At 35.5% G+C, this 17606-nt stretch carries 9 protein-coding genes; all 9 read left to right on the plus strand.

Features of this window, described 5'->3' with window-relative positions; genetic code table 11:
- The first annotated feature begins 3 nt into the window (after window positions 1-3).
- The 9 genes from FA048_RS12480 to FA048_RS12520 all read left to right on the plus strand — a co-directional run bounded on the left by FA048_RS12480 (window position 4) and on the right by FA048_RS12520 (window position 17597).
- Window positions 4-1656, plus strand: coding sequence for a RagB/SusD family nutrient uptake outer membrane protein (locus FA048_RS12480; RefSeq protein WP_136841480.1), 1653 nt, complete (start codon window positions 4-6; stop codon window positions 1654-1656).
- 312 nt (window positions 1657-1968) lie between these two features.
- Window positions 1969-4434: a glutaminase family protein gene (locus tag FA048_RS12485; protein WP_136841482.1), complete on the plus strand. Its 2466-nt coding sequence runs from the start codon at window positions 1969-1971 to the stop codon at window positions 4432-4434.
- Window positions 4435-4497: 63 nt separating this feature from the next.
- A complete protein-coding gene (locus FA048_RS12490) occupies window positions 4498-7668 on the plus strand; it encodes a SusC/RagA family TonB-linked outer membrane protein (protein WP_136841484.1) in 3171 nt (1056 codons plus the stop codon).
- Between the two features lie 11 nt (window positions 7669-7679).
- The gene (locus FA048_RS12495) at window positions 7680-9500 is read left to right on the plus strand and encodes a RagB/SusD family nutrient uptake outer membrane protein (RefSeq protein ID WP_136841486.1); all 1821 of its coding nucleotides are present in this window, start codon (window positions 7680-7682) and stop codon (window positions 9498-9500) included.
- A gap of 98 nt (window positions 9501-9598) precedes the next feature.
- Window positions 9599-10756: a glycoside hydrolase family 76 protein gene (locus FA048_RS12500; protein WP_136841488.1), complete on the plus strand. Its 1158-nt coding sequence runs from the start codon at window positions 9599-9601 to the stop codon at window positions 10754-10756.
- A 7-nt stretch (window positions 10757-10763) separates the two neighbouring features.
- The gene (locus FA048_RS12505) at window positions 10764-12938 is read left to right on the plus strand and encodes a hypothetical protein (protein ID WP_136841490.1); all 2175 of its coding nucleotides are present in this window, start codon (window positions 10764-10766) and stop codon (window positions 12936-12938) included.
- Window positions 12939-12952: 14 nt separating this feature from the next.
- Window positions 12953-15220 (plus strand): GH92 family glycosyl hydrolase, encoded by a 2268-nt coding sequence (locus FA048_RS12510; protein ID WP_136841492.1) that lies wholly within the window; start codon window positions 12953-12955, stop codon window positions 15218-15220.
- Between the two features lie 48 nt (window positions 15221-15268).
- Window positions 15269-16162 (plus strand): ROK family protein, encoded by an 894-nt coding sequence (locus FA048_RS12515; protein ID WP_136841494.1) that lies wholly within the window; start codon window positions 15269-15271, stop codon window positions 16160-16162.
- A 16-nt stretch (window positions 16163-16178) separates the two neighbouring features.
- Window positions 16179-17597, plus strand: a complete 1419-nt coding sequence (locus FA048_RS12520; RefSeq protein ID WP_136841496.1) for a glycoside hydrolase family 125 protein — start codon at window positions 16179-16181, stop codon at window positions 17595-17597.
- Window positions 17598-17606 lie beyond the last annotated feature (9 nt).

Below are 17606 nucleotides of genomic sequence, written 5' to 3' on the forward strand. Positions count from 1 at the left end.
AAAATGAAAAGATATAAAAAAATAATTCTTGCATGTTTAATTTCGACACCCATAATTTTAATGAATGGTTGCACTAAATTAGACGAAAATGTATATGATCAGTTAATTACTGATAATTTTTACAATAACAAAAATGAAGTCTTATCAGCTGTGCTGAGACCTTATACACATGCAAATGCGTGGATAACACCTTCTGGTCAGGATGGCTGGTGGCGTCCTTCAGAACTTTCTGCCGATCAATTGGCTTGGCCAACAAAAGGCAGGCATGGTGAAGATGGAGGGAAATGGAAAAGACTTCATTACCACACTTGGTTGTCAGATGATGTGCCATTAAATAATGCATGGTCTTTAATGTTCTGGGGTATGGGGTTATGCAATGATCCAATAGAAAATTTAGAGAAAAGAGACATTGCGAAAATGGGTATTACCCAAGTAGAAAAAGATGCCTATATTTCAGAATTAAAGCTATTGAGAGCTTTTCACTACTTAAAATTAATGGATCTTTTTGGTAATATTCCTGTAGTTACACAAGTAGGTATTCCGGCTAGACCTGCAACCTTACCTAGAAAAGATGTTTTCGCTTTTATAGAAAAAGAAATTAAAGATAACATTGATAAAGCACCATTACATTCTAAACAAATGACAGGTAGAATGAGCCAAGCAGGTGGATATGCCATGTTGGTAGAATTGTATTTAAATGCTGAGGTATGGACTGGAACTGCTCGTTGGGATGACTGTATCGCGGCAGCTGATAAATTAATTAGTGGTGTTGCTGGTGGACAAAATGGTGCAATGCAACTTGATCCAAATATTTTTGATCAGTTCAAATCTACGAACGAATTATCTAAAGAGGCAATTTTTTCTATCGCTTATGAATTTAGAAATGCTTCTTTCCAGCCTTCATGGACGGGTGAATTTTATCACTTTCAACAAGGGCCAATTTATGGTGGTGCCAGAAATGGTAATGATGGTGTTGTGGTTGTACCTGGTGTATTTACCAAATATGACAACACTGATTTAAGGAAAAGAGGTTGGTTATTGGAAGGGCCTATGGTTAGATTTGATAATGGACAACCAGCCTTAGCTACAGGAGGTAATGAATATAGTGGGCAGCAAATTGTTTTTGTGGATAATATCAGAAAAAATAGAACTGGTTCAACGGTTTCCAACATGAGTGAAGGAGAAGAAAACAGTGGGGTAAGATTCAATAAATACAAATTAGGTAATCAAGTTGCTGGTGTTGTTAATGGTGTAAATGTTCCAATAGATCTTAATTACAATAACACAGATTGGAATATTTATCGTTTAACTTGGATCTATTTTGCAAAAGCAGAAGCTTTAATGCGTAAAAACGGCGGACTAGCTACTCCTGAAGCAATAACACTAATAAATGATTGTAAAAAAAGAGCATATGCAGCTTCAGATTTTGTTCCATATACCGCTACAACACTGACAATGGATGAACTTTTAGCAGAAAGAGGAAGGGAGTTTATTTTTGAAGGATTTAGAAGAGATGATCTAATTCGTTTTGGTAAATTTACTACTGCAACATGGTGGGATCATGTTCCTTCTGAATCATTTAGAACTTTATTCCCAATTCCTCAAGTGCAAAGAACACTTAACATCAACTTAACCCAAAACCCAGGATACCAATAACAATTAAAAAAGGTGCTCGGAAGAGCACCTTTTTTAATTTATGTATCGCTGATTGGTGAAAATATCGAGCTGTTCAATAGCCCAATCTTATGTAACGTTAAAATTACATAAGGTATAATTTTTTTATAGCTTTAATTCTTAATATTGATTTACTAAAACGTTTTACTATTTAACTACCGTGTAAATAGTTAAGACGCATTAATGTGTTTTAACAAGCTCATATAATTATAGTTTATTGTTTTGTTTAACAAATCCTCTTCGTAGGTAGCATTAGTAAAACGTTTTAGTAATTTAAACACTAACCAAATCTGTATGAAAAAAAGTTACTTAGTAGCCATTTTATGTCTTTTGTTCGCTTTAAATTTAAAGGCACAAGATAAAGCCCCTGCTTATCCATTAATTACACACGATACCTATTTTAGTGTTTGGTCATTCGACAACCAATTAAACGAAAGCAGTACTAAACATTGGACTGGAAGAGACCAAGGATTAGTTGGTATTTTAAAAGTTGATAATGAATTCTACAAATTTTTAGGTGAGGAAAGTAAATCATATAAAGTTTTGTTACCAAATGCTACACAAGCTGCATATGAGACCAACTATTCGTTTTCACAACCAGAAGCAAACTGGAAAGCTATAACTTTTGATGATTCTAAATGGCAAAAAGGACCAGCTCCATTTGGTGATGAAAAGGATGCTAACACCAAGTGGACTACTAATGATTTATATTATAGAAGAACATTCACAATTAATGATTTAACTCTTGCCAAGAAATATTTAAGCCTTAGTCACGATGATAATGTTATTGTGTATCTAAATGGTAAAACGATTTACCAAAAAGAAGGATGGGTACATGAGTTTATCAATATCCCAATTGCAGATGGAATTCTAAAAAAAGGAGAGAATATTTTAGCTATACATGTAAAAAATACGGCAGGTGGCAGACACTTAGACGCAGGAATTGTAGAAGATATAGCTACAGGCACAAAAGTATTGCAAGCAAAGCAAACAAAGGTTACTGTTAACGCTACAACCACAAAATATGCTTTCACTTGTGGCAAAGTAAATTTAGAAGTCTCATTTACATCGCCTTTATTGCTGAACGACATTAAACTAACTGCGAGACCAATAAGCTATATCAGTTATGCTGTAAAATCTAATGATGCCAAGTCGCACAAGGTGGATTTATATTTTAGTGCTTCTTCAAATATTGCTGTAAATAAAAACAACCAACCAGTTTCTGCTTGGAAAAGCTCGGCAAAGGGTCTATCTATATTAAAGGCAGGTACAGTAGAGCAGCCAATTTTGCAAAAGAAAGGGGATGATATTAGAATTGATTGGGGCTACATGTATGTGGCAGTTCCAGAGAAATTTAAAGCTACACAATATATAAGTGGGGCTTTTGAAAGTGCTTCAGCTTTCATAAATCAAAAATATCCTAAAGAAAATGAAAAGCTAAATGAGCAGCAACTTAATTTAAATAGTGTTATCCCATTTGGCACTATTGGGTCTACATCTATTGAAAAATATATGATGTTAGGCTATGATGATCTTAAATCTGTAGAATATTTTGGTGAGCAATTATTACCAATCTGGAAAAAATCAGGTTCCCAAAATTTTGAAGATCAACTCGCAAATGCTAGTGCAACATATCCTATCATAAAGACTAAATGTATTGCTTTTGATGCAAAACTGTATAAGGATGCCTTTAAGGCAGGGGGCAAAGAATATGCAGATTTATGCAAGCTAGCTTATCGTCAAAGTGTATCTGCTCATAAAATTGTATATGCACCAAATGGAGACATCCTCTTTTTATCAAAGGAAAATTTCAGCAATGGCTCTATCAACACAGTTGATGTTACTTATCCATCAGCTCCTCAGTTTTTAATTTATAGTCCTGAGTTATTGAAAGGAATGTTAAACGGGATTTTCTATTATTCAGAAAGTGGAAGATGGAAAAAACCTTTTCCTGCTCATGACCTAGGTACTTACCCGTTAGCAAATGGTCAAACCTATGGCGAAGATATGCCGGTAGAAGAGGCTGGGAACATGATCATATTAACTGCAGCGATTGCAAAAGCTGAAGGAAATGCAAACTATGCACTTAAGCATTGGGATGTATTGAAAATATGGAGTGAGTATTTATTAAAGGAAGGATTTGATCCGGCAAACCAATTGTGTACTGATGATTTTGCTGGCCACTTGGCAAGAAATTCAAACCTGTCTGTGAAGGCAATTGTGGCATTAGGCGCGTATGCCCAAATGGCTAATCAACTTGGTAAAACAGAAGAAGCTAAAAAGGTTAGAGACGCTGCATTGGCAATGGTGCAAAAATGGATGCAATTAGCTGATGATGGAAACCATTATGCATTGACTTTTAATGATAAAAATACTTGGAGTCAGAAATACAACTTGGTTTGGGATAAACTTTTAAAACTCAATTTATTTCCGACTGAGGTTTATAAAAAAGAAATCAGTTACTACTTAACTAAACAAAATGCTTTTGGCTTACCACTAGATAGCCGTAAAAGTTATACTAAATCTGATTGGATTATGTGGACAGCAACGCTAACAGATAATCAAGCGGATTTTCAAAAATTCATTAAACCTATTTATCGTTTTGCGACAGAAACGGAAAGCAAAGTGCCTCTTAGTGATTGGCATGAGACCACCAATGGGAAAATGGTAGGTTTTCAAGCAAGAAGCGTTGTTGGTGGATATTTCATCAAACTATTAGCAGACCAATGGAATTTTAAAAATAAGCCTATGGAAAAATAGAAAACAATATTAACAAAATCTAAAAAATAGTAACCTAATAAAACCAAAATAAACCTTAAAAGTATGACTAAAAAATTTACTAGACTCATCCAGCGAAAGCTGATGGTGAAGGATGGTGCTATCAAAATTAGCGCTTTATCCATGGCAATTTGCTTATCATTTAATGTTTCAGCTGAAGCTAAAAATATTAATGTGAAGCGAGATTTTAAAAATGAATTAAAGAATTCCTCTGTAGATATTACCATTAGAGGGATTGTAAAAGACGAAAACGGATCACCTATACCCGGAGCTGGTGTAAAAGTAAAGGGTACATTAATCACTGTAGCAACAGATGTTAATGGTAGTTTCTCTATAAGTGCTCCATCAGAAAGCTCAGTGTTAATTATAACCTACGTAGGTTATGAAACACAAGAAGTAACAGTTGGCACTTCAAAAAGCCTTAATATTCAACTTAAACCCAGTGAGAATAAACTAGAAGAAGTAGCTATTGTTGGTTTCGGTACCCAACGTAAAGTTTCTTTAATAGGAGCTCAATCAACTATTGATGCCAAAGAATTAAAAATTCCTGTAGCAAGTGTTACGCAATCTTTAGCAGGTAGAATTGCTGGGGTTGTTGGTGTACAACGTAGTGGTGAGCCTGGTAGAAGTGCGGCTGATATTTGGGTACGTGGTATATCTACTTTTGGTGGGGGTAGTAGTGCTCCGTTAATTTTAGTAGATGGGGTGGCTCGTAGCATTTCTAACATCGATCCAGAAGATATTGAATCGTTCACGGTACTTAAAGATGCTTCTGGAACTGCTGTATATGGTGCAAGAGGTGCAAATGGTGTCATTTTGGTAAATACTAAAAGAGGTAAGGTGGGTAAGCCTTCAATCTTTTTCGATTACAATGAAGGCTTAAGTACTTTTACTAGGCATCCTGAAGCTTTGGATGGGGTAACTTATATGAACCTTGCCAATGAAGCATTAACAGGAAGAGGTCAGGCTGCTAAATATTCTCAAGACTACATCAATAGAACTGCTTCGGGAGTTGATCCATTGGTTTACCCTAACGTAAATTGGATGGAAGAGTTATTTAAGGATTATAGCCACATTCGTCGTGCAAATTTAAATGCCAGTGGTGGTGTAGATAATGCACAATATTATGTTTCATTAGCATATTATAACGAAGGTGGTTTCTTAAAAACATCTGATCTAGCTTCATATAACTCAGCAATGGATTATAAAAGGTACAATTTTACTAGTAATCTAAATTTGAAATTAACTGGAACAACTAAGTTGGATTTAGGTTTGCAAGGGTATGTGTCTAGCGGGAATTATCCTGGTGAAACTACAGAATCTATCTTTGGTTCTGCATTAGATGTTTCTCCGGTAGAATACCCTTTAATTTATCCTAATGGACTTGTTCCTGGAAGATCATCAAATGGAGGTTTTAGAAATCCTTATGCAGATTTAACCCGCCGTGGCTACCGAACTGAATATGGAAATCAACTCTATAGTAACATTAGAGTTACACAGGATTTGAAAATGTTTACTCAAGGACTTTCTGCGTCAGTAATGGGAGCATTTGATAATGCTAGTAACAACTCTATTAAACGTTCAAAACGTGAAAGCACTTTTTTCTTGAGAGATATTAATAATCCATACAAAGCTGATGGAAGTTTAGATTTAATACAAACTTTTACAAGTGCACAAAATTACCTTACTTATGAACCTTCAAGAGGCGGTAACCGCAAGTTCTATGCTGAGGGTTCAATAAACTATGATCGTTCTTTTGGCAAGCATCGTGTTGGTGGCTTAGTATTGGGCTATTCTGAAGACCGTACGGAACCTTTTGCAGGTGATTTTACGTCATCAATTCCTTTTAGGAATCTAGGATTGGCCGCAAGAGCTACTTATTCATACGATGACCGTTATTTTGCTGAGTTCAATTTGGGTTACAATGGATCGGAGTCTTTTGCTCCAAATAAACGCTTTGGAACTTTCCCGGCTTTTGGTTTAGGATGGATACCATCAAATGAGAAATTCTGGGAACCAATTAAAGATGTGATTTCATTCATGAAATTTAGATACTCTAATGGTGTTACTGGTATCGGTGATTTACCTGGTCGTCGTTTTGCTTACCTAACTTTGGTGGCAGATAATGCTACAGGATATCAGTTTGGTCAAAATTTCACTAATCCAGGTGGTATTAATGTTACTGATTATGGTATTGATGCTAGTTGGGCCGAATCTCGTAAACAAGATTTAGGTATGGAGATCAGGACACTTAATGATAATTTATACCTAATCGTAGATATATTTAAAGAATATAGAACTGGCATTTTCTTTCAACGTCAGTCCATTCCTGGCTATATTGGTTTAACAAATCAGCCATTTGGTAATTTAGGCATTGTTGATAACCGTGGTATTGATGCTACGTTGGAATATAATGTTAAAATTGGTCAAGTAGACCTTGGATTTAGAGGAACATTTACCTATAATAAAGATAAAATTATAAGTGATGATCGTCCACAACAACCTTATCCATGGATGTCACGCATTGGGAATAACGTTCTTGGACGTTATGGTTATAAGGCTGAAAAACTTTTTGATAACCAAGCAGAAATTGATGCAAGTGCTACGCCAGGATCAAAATCATCTATCAAACCAGGTGATATTAAGTACAGTGATTTGAATAATGATGGCTTAATTAATGACTACGATAAAGCTTACATTGGTCGCGGTGATATCCCTAACAAAGTTTATGGCTTTGGTTTAAATGTTTCTTACAAAGGTTTTGCATTGAGTACCTTCTTTCAAGGTGTGCATGGTGCAGATATTATGTTAGGAGGTTCAGGTATATTTCCATTTAATGGTGGTGGTGGTTTAAGTAATGCCTATACTGTTGCAACTGACAGATGGACGCCAGAAAACCCAAGGCAAGATGCCTTTTATCCTCGTTTAGCATATGGTGAAGCAGATAATACTAACAACACTTTAGAAAGTTCATGGTGGGTTAAGGATGTAGATTTCTTAAGGCTTAAAACTGCTCAATTGAGTTATAACTTACCTAGAAGGCTAACTGAAAAAGTAAAAATTAAGAATGCTGCAGTTTATTTAATCGGTACTAACCTATTCACTTTTAGCGATTGGAAACTGTGGGATCCAGAATTAAACACAGGTGGTAGAGCAAATGGCAACAGATACCCGTTAACAGCAACATTATCATTAGGGTTAAATCTTAAATTTTAAGGAGTACAGCAATGAAAAAAATATTATATATCACACTTGTAGCAAGTTTAACACTAGCATCATCGTGTAAAAAAGGCTTTTTAGATCAGGTACCTGATGATAGGTTAACCCTTGATCAAACTTTCACAACTAGGATAACAGCAGAGAAATTCTTGGCTAATGTTTATAGTCAAATTCCTGATGAATTCGGACAACGTAATCCAAATACTGGTCGTAATGCCGGAGTTTGGACAGGCTCATCTGACGAAGCAGAATGGGTTTGGGGCTTTAATCAATGTAACAATATTAACATTGGTAGTTGGGATGCTAACAGTGGTTTCGTAAACGATTATTGGAACAACTTTTATCGTGGCATTCGCTCAGCTACTTTTTTTATGGCAAATATTGATAAAGTTAATCAAGATATTACACCTCAATTAATTACACAATATAAAAATGAGGCAAGAGCATTGAGGGCGATGTACTATTTCTATCTAATTCGCACGTATGGTCCGGTTGTAATTATTGGCGATAATGCAATTGAACCAGATGCACCTACAGAATCGCTGCATTTACCAAGAAGTAGTTTTGATGAGTGTGTTAATTATATCACAAGTGAGCTAGATGCGGCAGCAGCTAATTTACCAGTAACTCCTTCTAATAACGATAATTATGGTCGCATTACCAAAGGTATGGCACTAAGTTATAAGTTGCAAGCGCTGCTGTTAGCTGCCAGTCCTTTGTACAATGGAAATGCAGATTTAGCTGGTCTAAAAAATAAGGATGGTAAACAGTTAATTAGTCAAACTTTTGATGTAAACAAATGGAAAAAAGCTGCTGATGCTTATAAAGCTTATATCCAGCAATTTGTTCCTAGTACTTATAGCTTATATAGAAAAAATAATTCATCTGGTACCTTTGACCCTTATCTATCATGTCGTGATTTATTCATCGATCGTTTCAATAATGAAATCATCATGTCACGTATTGAATCATCTATTGGATCTCGTCAATATGAAATGACTCCTTACCATAATGGGTCAAACTCTCAGGTTCGCGGTTCGGCAGGTTTGGGTGCAACACAAAATCAAGTAGATGCTTTCTTTACCGCAAATGGGCGTAGTATTGATGATCCTGCTTCAGGTTATGTTAACTCAGGTTCTACAAATTACCGTGCACCAGGAAGTCCAATTGCAACTGATACTTATAACCAATGGGTTAACCGTGAACCACGTTTTTATGTGAATATCACTTACCACAATAGTGTTTGGTTAAATACAAATTTTGGTAATGTAATTACACAATTTAACAACAATGGTAACTCTGGTAAAGCAACAGGTGGTAATGATTACACAGTAACAGGTTATGCTGTTAGAAAAGCTCAAGGTTTAGGTAACTGGAATGAAGGTAATCGCCCAGTGATTTTATATCGCGTAGGTAACTTATTTTTAGACTATGTTGAGGCTTTAAATGAAGCAACTCCGGGAGATGCAGATATTTTAATTTATTTAAATCAGATTAGAAATAGAGCTGGTATTCCAGAATACGGATCTGGTGTTGGCCAAATTCCTGTACCTGCAACTCAAGCATTAATGCGTGATGCAATAAGAAAAGAACGCAGATCTGAGCTTGCCTTCGAAAACGTAAGATATTTTGATACAAGAAGATGGAAAATTGCTGAAACAACAGATAATGGTCCAATTTATGGATTAAATATTACGCAGAATTTACCAGGCTTCTTAACAGTAATCCCTTTTGAAACAAGAACATTTTCTAAGAGACATTATTTGTTTCCTATTCCTTCAAAGGATGTGAACTCGGATAATTTAATGGTACAAAATCCTGGGTGGTAATAATAACTTCCTCAATAATTAACAATAATCAAATAGTGTTGCATCATTTAATGGTGTAACACTACTTTGAATTTCTTTACCGTTGAAAGTATATTCTTATGGCAAATCTCCTTGATTTAAATAGTTCCGTTCAAAATAAAATTACGCTCTCATTTTTAATACTTTTATTGGTTTTCAGTTCTTGTAGTAAAAAGAAAGAGGCAGAAATCACACCAAAACCAATTCTTCCTGTACAGCCTCAGAATATGTATTCTGCTACAGATGCAACTATAGCATTTAATTCATTTAATACAGCCTATTACAGTCCTACTGATAAACTATATTATAGCACAACCGAAAAAAAAGGACTTGGTTCTATTTGGACACAAGCAATTTATTGGGATATCGTAATGAATGTTTATGAAAGGACAAAAGATCAAAATCATTATAAATTAATAACCGATATGTATGAGGGTGGCGCAAAACGCTATGATAATTACAATTGGGATAATTCTGTAGAATGGTTTATTTATGATGATATGATGTGGTGGGTAATGTCTTTAACACGTGCCTATGAAATCACAAAAAATCAAGTTTATTTAGATAAAGCAAAATCTGGCTTTACCAAGGTATGGAATGGTTCATATGATCCTGTAAAAGGAGGCATGTTTTGGGATTTTAAACACAGTGGAAAAAATGCTTGTATTAACTTCCCAACTGTAATTGCAGCCATGCGATTATACAACATTACTAAAGATGAAGCTTATTTAACCAAAGCCAAAGAGATTTACACTTGGTCAAGAGAGAATCTATTTGACATATCTAAAGGTAGAGTGGCCGATCATAAAGTTGGAAATAACAATCCAGGCTTTGAAGATTATACTTATAATCAAGGTTCATTAATTGGTGCGGCTGTTCTACTTTATAAAAACACCAATAACCAAAGTTACTTAGACGATGCTAAAATAGCAGCTAATTACACGAAGAATACGATGAGTGATGCGACTGGTATTCTACCTGCTGAAGGTGATTGGAATGAACAAGGTGTTTTAAAAGCAATTTTCGCTCAATATTTGGCAGATTTAGCTAAAGCATATCCAGCCGGTGATTATGCGAAATGGGCAATTTATAATGCCAACACAGCTTGGGGTAATCGCGATTTTGGACGTGGCATTATGCACCGAAATTATAAGATCGCTTGCCCAACAGGTGTTGTTCAATCTTACGAATCTAGCAGTGCAGTAGCTTTAATGCAATTATTTATTCCGACTAATTAAGCACTATATGAAAATGCTAAACTTATTAATTGCTTCCATATTTGTATTAATTGTACAGGTTGAAGCTTTAGCACAGTCTAAATCCAAAGAGAAAACCTCTTTCCAAGCATCAGCCCCTTGGAGTGCCGATTATGATGTAAGAGCAGACATAGCTATGGTTTATGGCATTAATGATGATGGAGGGAAATTTGAAGAACGTGTAAAGGGCTATCGTGATAAAGGTTATGAAGTACATTTTATGACCGGGATTGCTTGGGGCCAATACAAAGATTATTTTTTAGGTGAATGGGATGGTAAAAATCATTTAGATGAAGGTCAAGTGATGCGAAATGGAGAAACCATTTGGCATGGGCAAAATGTACCCTATATTGTTCCATCTACTAACTTTTTAACATACATGAAAACCCATGTTAAAAGAGCGATAGATGCTGGTGTTACAGGTATTTATTTAGAAGAGCCAGAATTTTGGGCAAGAGCTGGATATAGTAACGCCTTTAAAAAAGAATGGCAAAATTACTATGGTTATCCATGGATAGCTCAACACGAATCTCCAGAAGCAACGTATCTGTCATCTAAACTAAAATATCAGCTTTATTTTAATGCGCTAAAAGAAATTTTTACGTACATCAAAACTTACAGTGAAAGTAAGGGGAAACGGGTTAAATGTTATGTGCCAACACATTCTTTAATTAATTATTCATCTTGGCAAATTGTAAGTCCAGAGGCTAGTTTAGCAAACCTAGATGGAATGGATGGTTACATTGCACAGGTTTGGACAGGAACTTCTCGGGAGCCAATTTTTTATAATGGAGTAAAAAAAGAACGTGTTTTTGAAAATGCTTTTTTAGAGTATGGCTCAATGGTTTCAATGACTGCTCCAACTGGTAGGAAATTGTTTTTTTTAACCGACCCAATAGAAGATAGGGCAAGATCTTGGGATGATTACAAAGTAAATTACCAAGCCACATTTACTGCGCAGTTATTATACCCTATGGTTGATAATTATGAAGTAATGCCTTGGCCAAATCGCATTTACAAAGGAAAATTTAATGTAGAAGGGCAAAAAGAAAAGCAAGGGATTTCTCCTGCATATGCTACTCAGATGCAAATAATGGTTAACTCTTTAAACCAAATGCCTTTGTCTAAAAATACGCTAAATGGATCGAAAGGAATTGGTGTTTTACTTTCTAATTCTATGATGTTTCAACGCTTTCCTACACATGCAGGATATGATGATCCTCAATTGAGTAATTTTTATGGTATGGCAATACCATTGTTAAAAGAAGGTGTGCCTGTTGAAACAGTTCATATTGAAAATTTAGCTAATAAAAATACCTTAAAAGACATTAAGGTTTTAATTATGAGTTATGCAAATATGAAGCCTTTGGCTGCAAGCTTTCATGAGGATTTAACAAAATGGGTTAAAAATGGGGGAGTGCTTTTATATTATGGAAAAGATACGGACCCATTTCAGAATGTTAAAGAATGGTGGAATACAAATGGTAATACCTACAAAGCCCCATCAGCCCATTTGTTTCAGCTGTTAGGGATTAAGGAAAGTGAAGACAAACAAGAATATCCGGTAGGAAAAGGCAAAGTTTTCTTGGTAAGAAAAGATCCAAAAGAACTCGTAATGCAAACAAATGGTGATACGGAATTTTTAGCCAATGTAAAAAGTGCTTACGAGAATGATGCTAAAGCAGGTAAGCTAATCTTTAAAAACAATTTTGTTTTAGAGCGAGGACCATTCGTTATTGCTGCGGTTTTGGATGAAAATAAACAAACTGAGCCATTAACTTTAAATGGGTTGTTTATCGATTTATTTAATCCAGAATTGCCTGTTATTAAACAAAAAACGACAATTCCAGGAACACAATCTTATCTTTTCGATATTTTAAAAGTAACCAATAAAAATACACCACAGGTTTTGGCGGCAGCTGGTAGGTTAGAGGACCAAGCTACAACCATTACAAAAAACGCTTATTCATTTCTTATCAAAAGCCCTGCTAAAACCCTTAATACCATGCGGATTTTATTGCCTAAAAAACCAAAAGCAATAACAGCAAGAGTGAACGAAAAAGATTTACAACTTTTAAAAAATGAGTGGGATGAGAATTCTAAAACTTTACTCTTAGGCTTTGCTAATTATAGCGAAGGAGTAAAGGTTAACATCAACTGGTAAACACACACACAAACATGAAACTTAAATTAATTACCCTATTAATTATTTGCTTAATTTCAACGAGACTTTTGGCTCAACAAAAGGATTTGGTGCATTATGTAAATACATTGCAAGGAACAAACTCAAAGCATGAATTAACGAGAGGAAATACTTATCCAACTACTGCTTTACCTTTTGGAATGCATACCTGGTCTCCTCAAACTGGAAAAAATGGAGATGGTTGGAAATATCAATATTTTAAAGATAAAATAAGAGGTTTTCAGCAAGCACATCAATGCAGTTCATGGACAAGGGATTATGCCGTTTTCTCATTAATGCCGATGTCTGATAAACTGGTAGTAAACGAAAATGACAGAGAGGCAAAATTTAGCCATGCCAATGAAATTGCAAAACCAAATTACTATAAAGTAACATTCGATAATCAAATTACTACCGAAATTTCGCCAACAGAACGAGGTGCTCATCTACGTTTTTCTTATCCAAAGGGTAAAAAGAGCTATTTGGTTTTAGATGGTTACACCAGGTTAAGTGGAGTTCAGATATTTCCTAAAGAAAATAAAATAACAGGGTGGGTAAATAACGGAGAAGGTTTTAAGAGAGGGTGGAAGAGTTATTTTGTTATTAAATTCGATCAACCAATTAAAGCCTTTGGGACTTGGGAAAATAGAACAAATACAGTTAAAGCAGACTCAACATCAGCTGAGGGTTTAGGTAAAGGTGCTTATATAGAATTTAAGGGCGGTGTAAAAGTACAAGCAAAAATTGCATCCTCCTACATTAGTTTAGCACAGGCAGAACTAAATCTTACTACAGAACTAGGTAAAGATAAAACTTTAGAGCAAACTAAATCAAATGCAGCTGAGGTTTGGAACAAATCACTTGGTAAAGTTTTGGTAGAGGGAGGTTCAGAAAAAGATATCGCTACATTTTACTCCTGTTTTTTTAGAGCAAGTTTGTTCTCGCGTAAATTTTATGAGATAGACAAAAATGGTCAGCCTTATTACTTCAGTCCATACGATGGAAAAGTTCACCCTGGTTACATGTATACTGATACTGGCTTTTGGGATACTTTCAGAGCTCAATTTCCATTAAACACATTAATGCATCCAGAAATGCATGGGAGATATATGCAGGCCATGTTAGATGCTTATAAACAATGTGGCTGGTTGCCTTCCTGGTCTTTTCCGAGTGAGGCTGGAAGTATGATTGGTAATCATGCCATTTCCTTATTTACAGATGCTTGGGTAAAAGGAATTAGAACTTTCGACCCAAAAGAAGCTTTAGATGCTTACTATCATGAAGCAACAAATAAAGGCCCTTGGGGACCAGCAAATGGAAGGGATGGATGGAAGGAATATTTTCAATTAGGTTATGTTCCCTATCCAAAATATAGAGAGGCAACGGCAAAAACGCTAGAATATGCTTATGATGATTTTTGCGGTTATGAATTGGCCAAACAAACTGGAAATAGTTTTTACGCTGATATTTTTGCTCGCCAAATGTATAACTATAAAAATGTTTACGATCCTTCATCTCGATTTATGAGAGGTAAAGGTGCGGATGGAAAGTGGTCATCCAAGTTTGATCCTATTGAATGGGGAGGACCATTTACCGAGGGGAATGCTTGGCATTGGCAATGGTCGGTTTTTCAAGACACCCAGGGCTTGATTAATTTAATGGGAGGTAATGAAAATTTTACTTCTAAACTAGATTCTGTTTTTAGTGAACCAAATAAGGTGAATGTTGGAACTTACGGAGGCATGATTCACGAAATGACAGAAATGGTGATGGCTAATATGGGTCAATATGCCCACGGAAACCAACCTATTCAACACATGGTGTACCTTTATAATTATGCTAATCAGCCTTGGAAATCGCAGTTTCATGCACGAAATGTTATGACCAAATTGTACGATGCTACAGAGAATGGTTACCCTGGAGATGAAGATCAGGGGCAGACTTCATCTTGGTATGTTTTAAGTGCCTTAGGCTTCTATAGTGTAACACCAGGAACAGATGAATACGTGATAGGTAGCCCACTTTTTAAAAAAATAACCCTTACTTTAGAGGGCGGAAAAAAATTCGTTATTGAAGCGCCAGCTAATGATGCAACACATGTTTACATCAAATCTGCAACATTAAATGGTAAACCTTATGCACATAATTTTATAACCCATAGTGATATCACTAATGGAGGGGTTTTAAAATTAGAAATGGACAATAAGCCGGCTTTAAATAGAGGAGTAGAAAAAGCTGATAAGCCGTTTTCGCTAAGTAAGTAAAAGGTTTTAGTAACCTGTATATTCGTAGAAAATAAATAAAAGAGAAGAATGGAAAAACCTGCTGTATTAGGTGTTGATATAGGTGGCTCACATATAACTGCTGCATTAGTAGATTTAGAAACAGGAACTTTAATTCAAGATTCCATTAAGCGAAGTGCTGTAGATTCTAGAGGAAATGCTGAAGAAATTTTCACCGCATGGTGTGATGTTATAAATAATGCATTTGGTAATGACTTAAGTAAGGAAAGAAGAATAGGTATTGCTATGCCTGGTCCGTTTGATTATGAAAATGGAGTTTCTTTAATTAAAGATCAAGATAAATTTAATGCTTTATACCAGCTGAATATTAAGCAAGAACTGGCTGAAAGATTAAATATGGAAACAGCACATATTAAGTTTGTAAATGATGCTGCTGCGTTTATGCATGGCGAAATTTTTTGCGGTGCAGCTAAAGGGTATAACAATGCGCTAGGTTTAACCCTCGGTACTGGTCTTGGATCTGCTATTTCTATAAATGGAGTAGCGAAAGATGCTGAACTCTGGAACTCTGAGTTTTTAGGTGGTATTGCCGAAGATTATTTATCAACCAGATGGTTTGTGAAAAAATATAAAGACCTAACCGAAAAAGATATTGCTGGTGTTAAAGAATTGGCAGCAATTGTAAACGAAGACCCTTATGCTCGTCAAATATTTAATGAGTTTGGCAGGGCGCTAGGTCATTTCTTAGCTGATTTTATTAAAAATACAGGCTCAGAAGTTGTGGTTTTAGGAGGTAATATTTCTCAAGCGTTTGACTTATTTGCGCCAAATCTAATTAGTAATCTAAAAGCATTTCACTTAGACACTGACATCAGATTAACAAAATTAAATGAACATGCTGCATTAATTGGAGCGGCTAGTCGTTGGAATTCAAAAGTTAAAATAGTAGAAAAAGTACGATAAACATAATAATCTTAATATGGAAAGAAGAAGATTTATTCAAAATACAAGTTTGCTAGGCGCAGGTATCCTAGCTTCTAAATTGTCTTTTGCAACTGCACCAGAAGATTTTCCTGTAGTGAGAGTTGCGGCATCAAAACGTCACTTTACAAGTGTGGCTGTTGATAATGCCATTAAAAAATTTCAAGCCAATGTAGCTGATAAGGAATTGGGCTGGCTGTTTGAAAATTGTTTTCCAAATACTTTGGATACAACTGTAACTTATACCACAAAAAATGGCAGGCCAGATACTTATGTAATTACTGGAGATATTGATGCCATGTGGATGAGAGACAGCTCGGCCCAAGTTTGGCCATACCTGCAATTTGCAAATGAAGAGCAAAAAATTAAGGATTTAATTGCCGGTGTAATTAATCGCCAAACAGCTTATATCCTAAAAGATCCATATGCTAATGCATTTTATAATGATGAAAATAAAATAGGCGAGTGGAAAAATGATAAAACCGCTATGAAACCTGGCGTTCATGAACGTAAATGGGAGATAGATTCGTTGTGTTACCCAATTCGTTTAGCCTATAATTATTGGAAAAAAACAGGAGATAAAACTCCTTTTGATGCCGATTGGAAGAAAGCAATAGTAGCAACATTAAAAACATTTATCGAACAACAACGTAAAACCAGTAAAGGTCCTTATCGTTTTCAACGTGAAAGCTTGTATCCAACAGATACACTTTCTATGAATGGATATGGCTTTCCGGTTAAACCTGTTGGCTTAATTTGTTCTTCTTTCCGCCCAAGCGATGATGCAACAGTTTATCCTTTTTTAATCCCATCTAACTTTTTTGCAGTAAGTAGTTTAAAACAAGCAGCAGAAATGGTAGTTGCTTTGCATAATGATAAAGCTTTGGCGGATAGCTTAACTGCGTTAGCGAATGAGGTTGATGCAGCATTAAAGAAATACGCTGTTAAAGATCACCCAGAGTTCGGAAAAATGCTTGCCTTTGAAGTTGATGGCTTTGGAAGTGCATACATGATGGATGATAGCAATGTGCCAAGCTTACTGTCTATGCCATACTTGGGTGCTATAAAGGTTGATGATCCAATTTATAAAAACACCAGAAAATTTATCCTATCTAGCAATAACCCATACTTTTTTAAAGGTACTGCTGCAGAAGGAGTTGGTGGCCCGCATATTGGTCCAGATATGATTTGGCCAATGGCTATCACTATGCAAGGTTTAACATCTGTAAGTGATGCCGAAATTAAAAAATGTATTGCTATGCTAAAAAGCACACATGCAGGGAAAGGTTTTATGCATGAAAGTTTCCATAAAGACGATCCTAAAAACTTTACGCGTAGTTGGTTTGCATGGGCTAATACTTTATTCGGCGAATTTTTATGGAAGGTATATAATGAAAAACCTCATTTGTTGAAATAATATCCAAAC

The sequence above is a fragment of the Pedobacter polaris genome (assembly GCF_005116505.1).
Lineage (GTDB): Bacteria > Bacteroidota > Bacteroidia > Sphingobacteriales > Sphingobacteriaceae > Pedobacter > Pedobacter polaris.

What these genes read in the sequence shown, in the direction of transcription:
- FA048_RS12485 (WP_136841482.1), top strand. Translation starts at nt 1,969, where the DNA reads ATGAAAAAAAGTTACTTAGTAGCCATTTTATGTCTTTTGTTCGCTTTA.
- FA048_RS12490 (WP_136841484.1), top strand. Translation starts at nt 4,498, where the DNA reads ATGACTAAAAAATTTACTAGACTCATCCAGCGAAAGCTGATGGTGAAG.
- FA048_RS12505 (WP_136841490.1), top strand. Translation starts at nt 10,764, where the DNA reads ATGAAAATGCTAAACTTATTAATTGCTTCCATATTTGTATTAATTGTA.
- FA048_RS12510 (WP_136841492.1), top strand. Translation starts at nt 12,953, where the DNA reads ATGAAACTTAAATTAATTACCCTATTAATTATTTGCTTAATTTCAACG.
- FA048_RS12480 (WP_136841480.1), top strand. Translation starts at nt 4, where the DNA reads ATGAAAAGATATAAAAAAATAATTCTTGCATGTTTAATTTCGACACCC.
- FA048_RS12495 (WP_136841486.1), top strand. Translation starts at nt 7,680, where the DNA reads ATGAAAAAAATATTATATATCACACTTGTAGCAAGTTTAACACTAGCA.
- FA048_RS12520 (WP_136841496.1), top strand. Translation starts at nt 16,179, where the DNA reads ATGGAAAGAAGAAGATTTATTCAAAATACAAGTTTGCTAGGCGCAGGT.
- FA048_RS12515 (WP_136841494.1), top strand. Translation starts at nt 15,269, where the DNA reads ATGGAAAAACCTGCTGTATTAGGTGTTGATATAGGTGGCTCACATATA.
- FA048_RS12500 (WP_136841488.1), top strand. Translation starts at nt 9,599, where the DNA reads ATGGCAAATCTCCTTGATTTAAATAGTTCCGTTCAAAATAAAATTACG.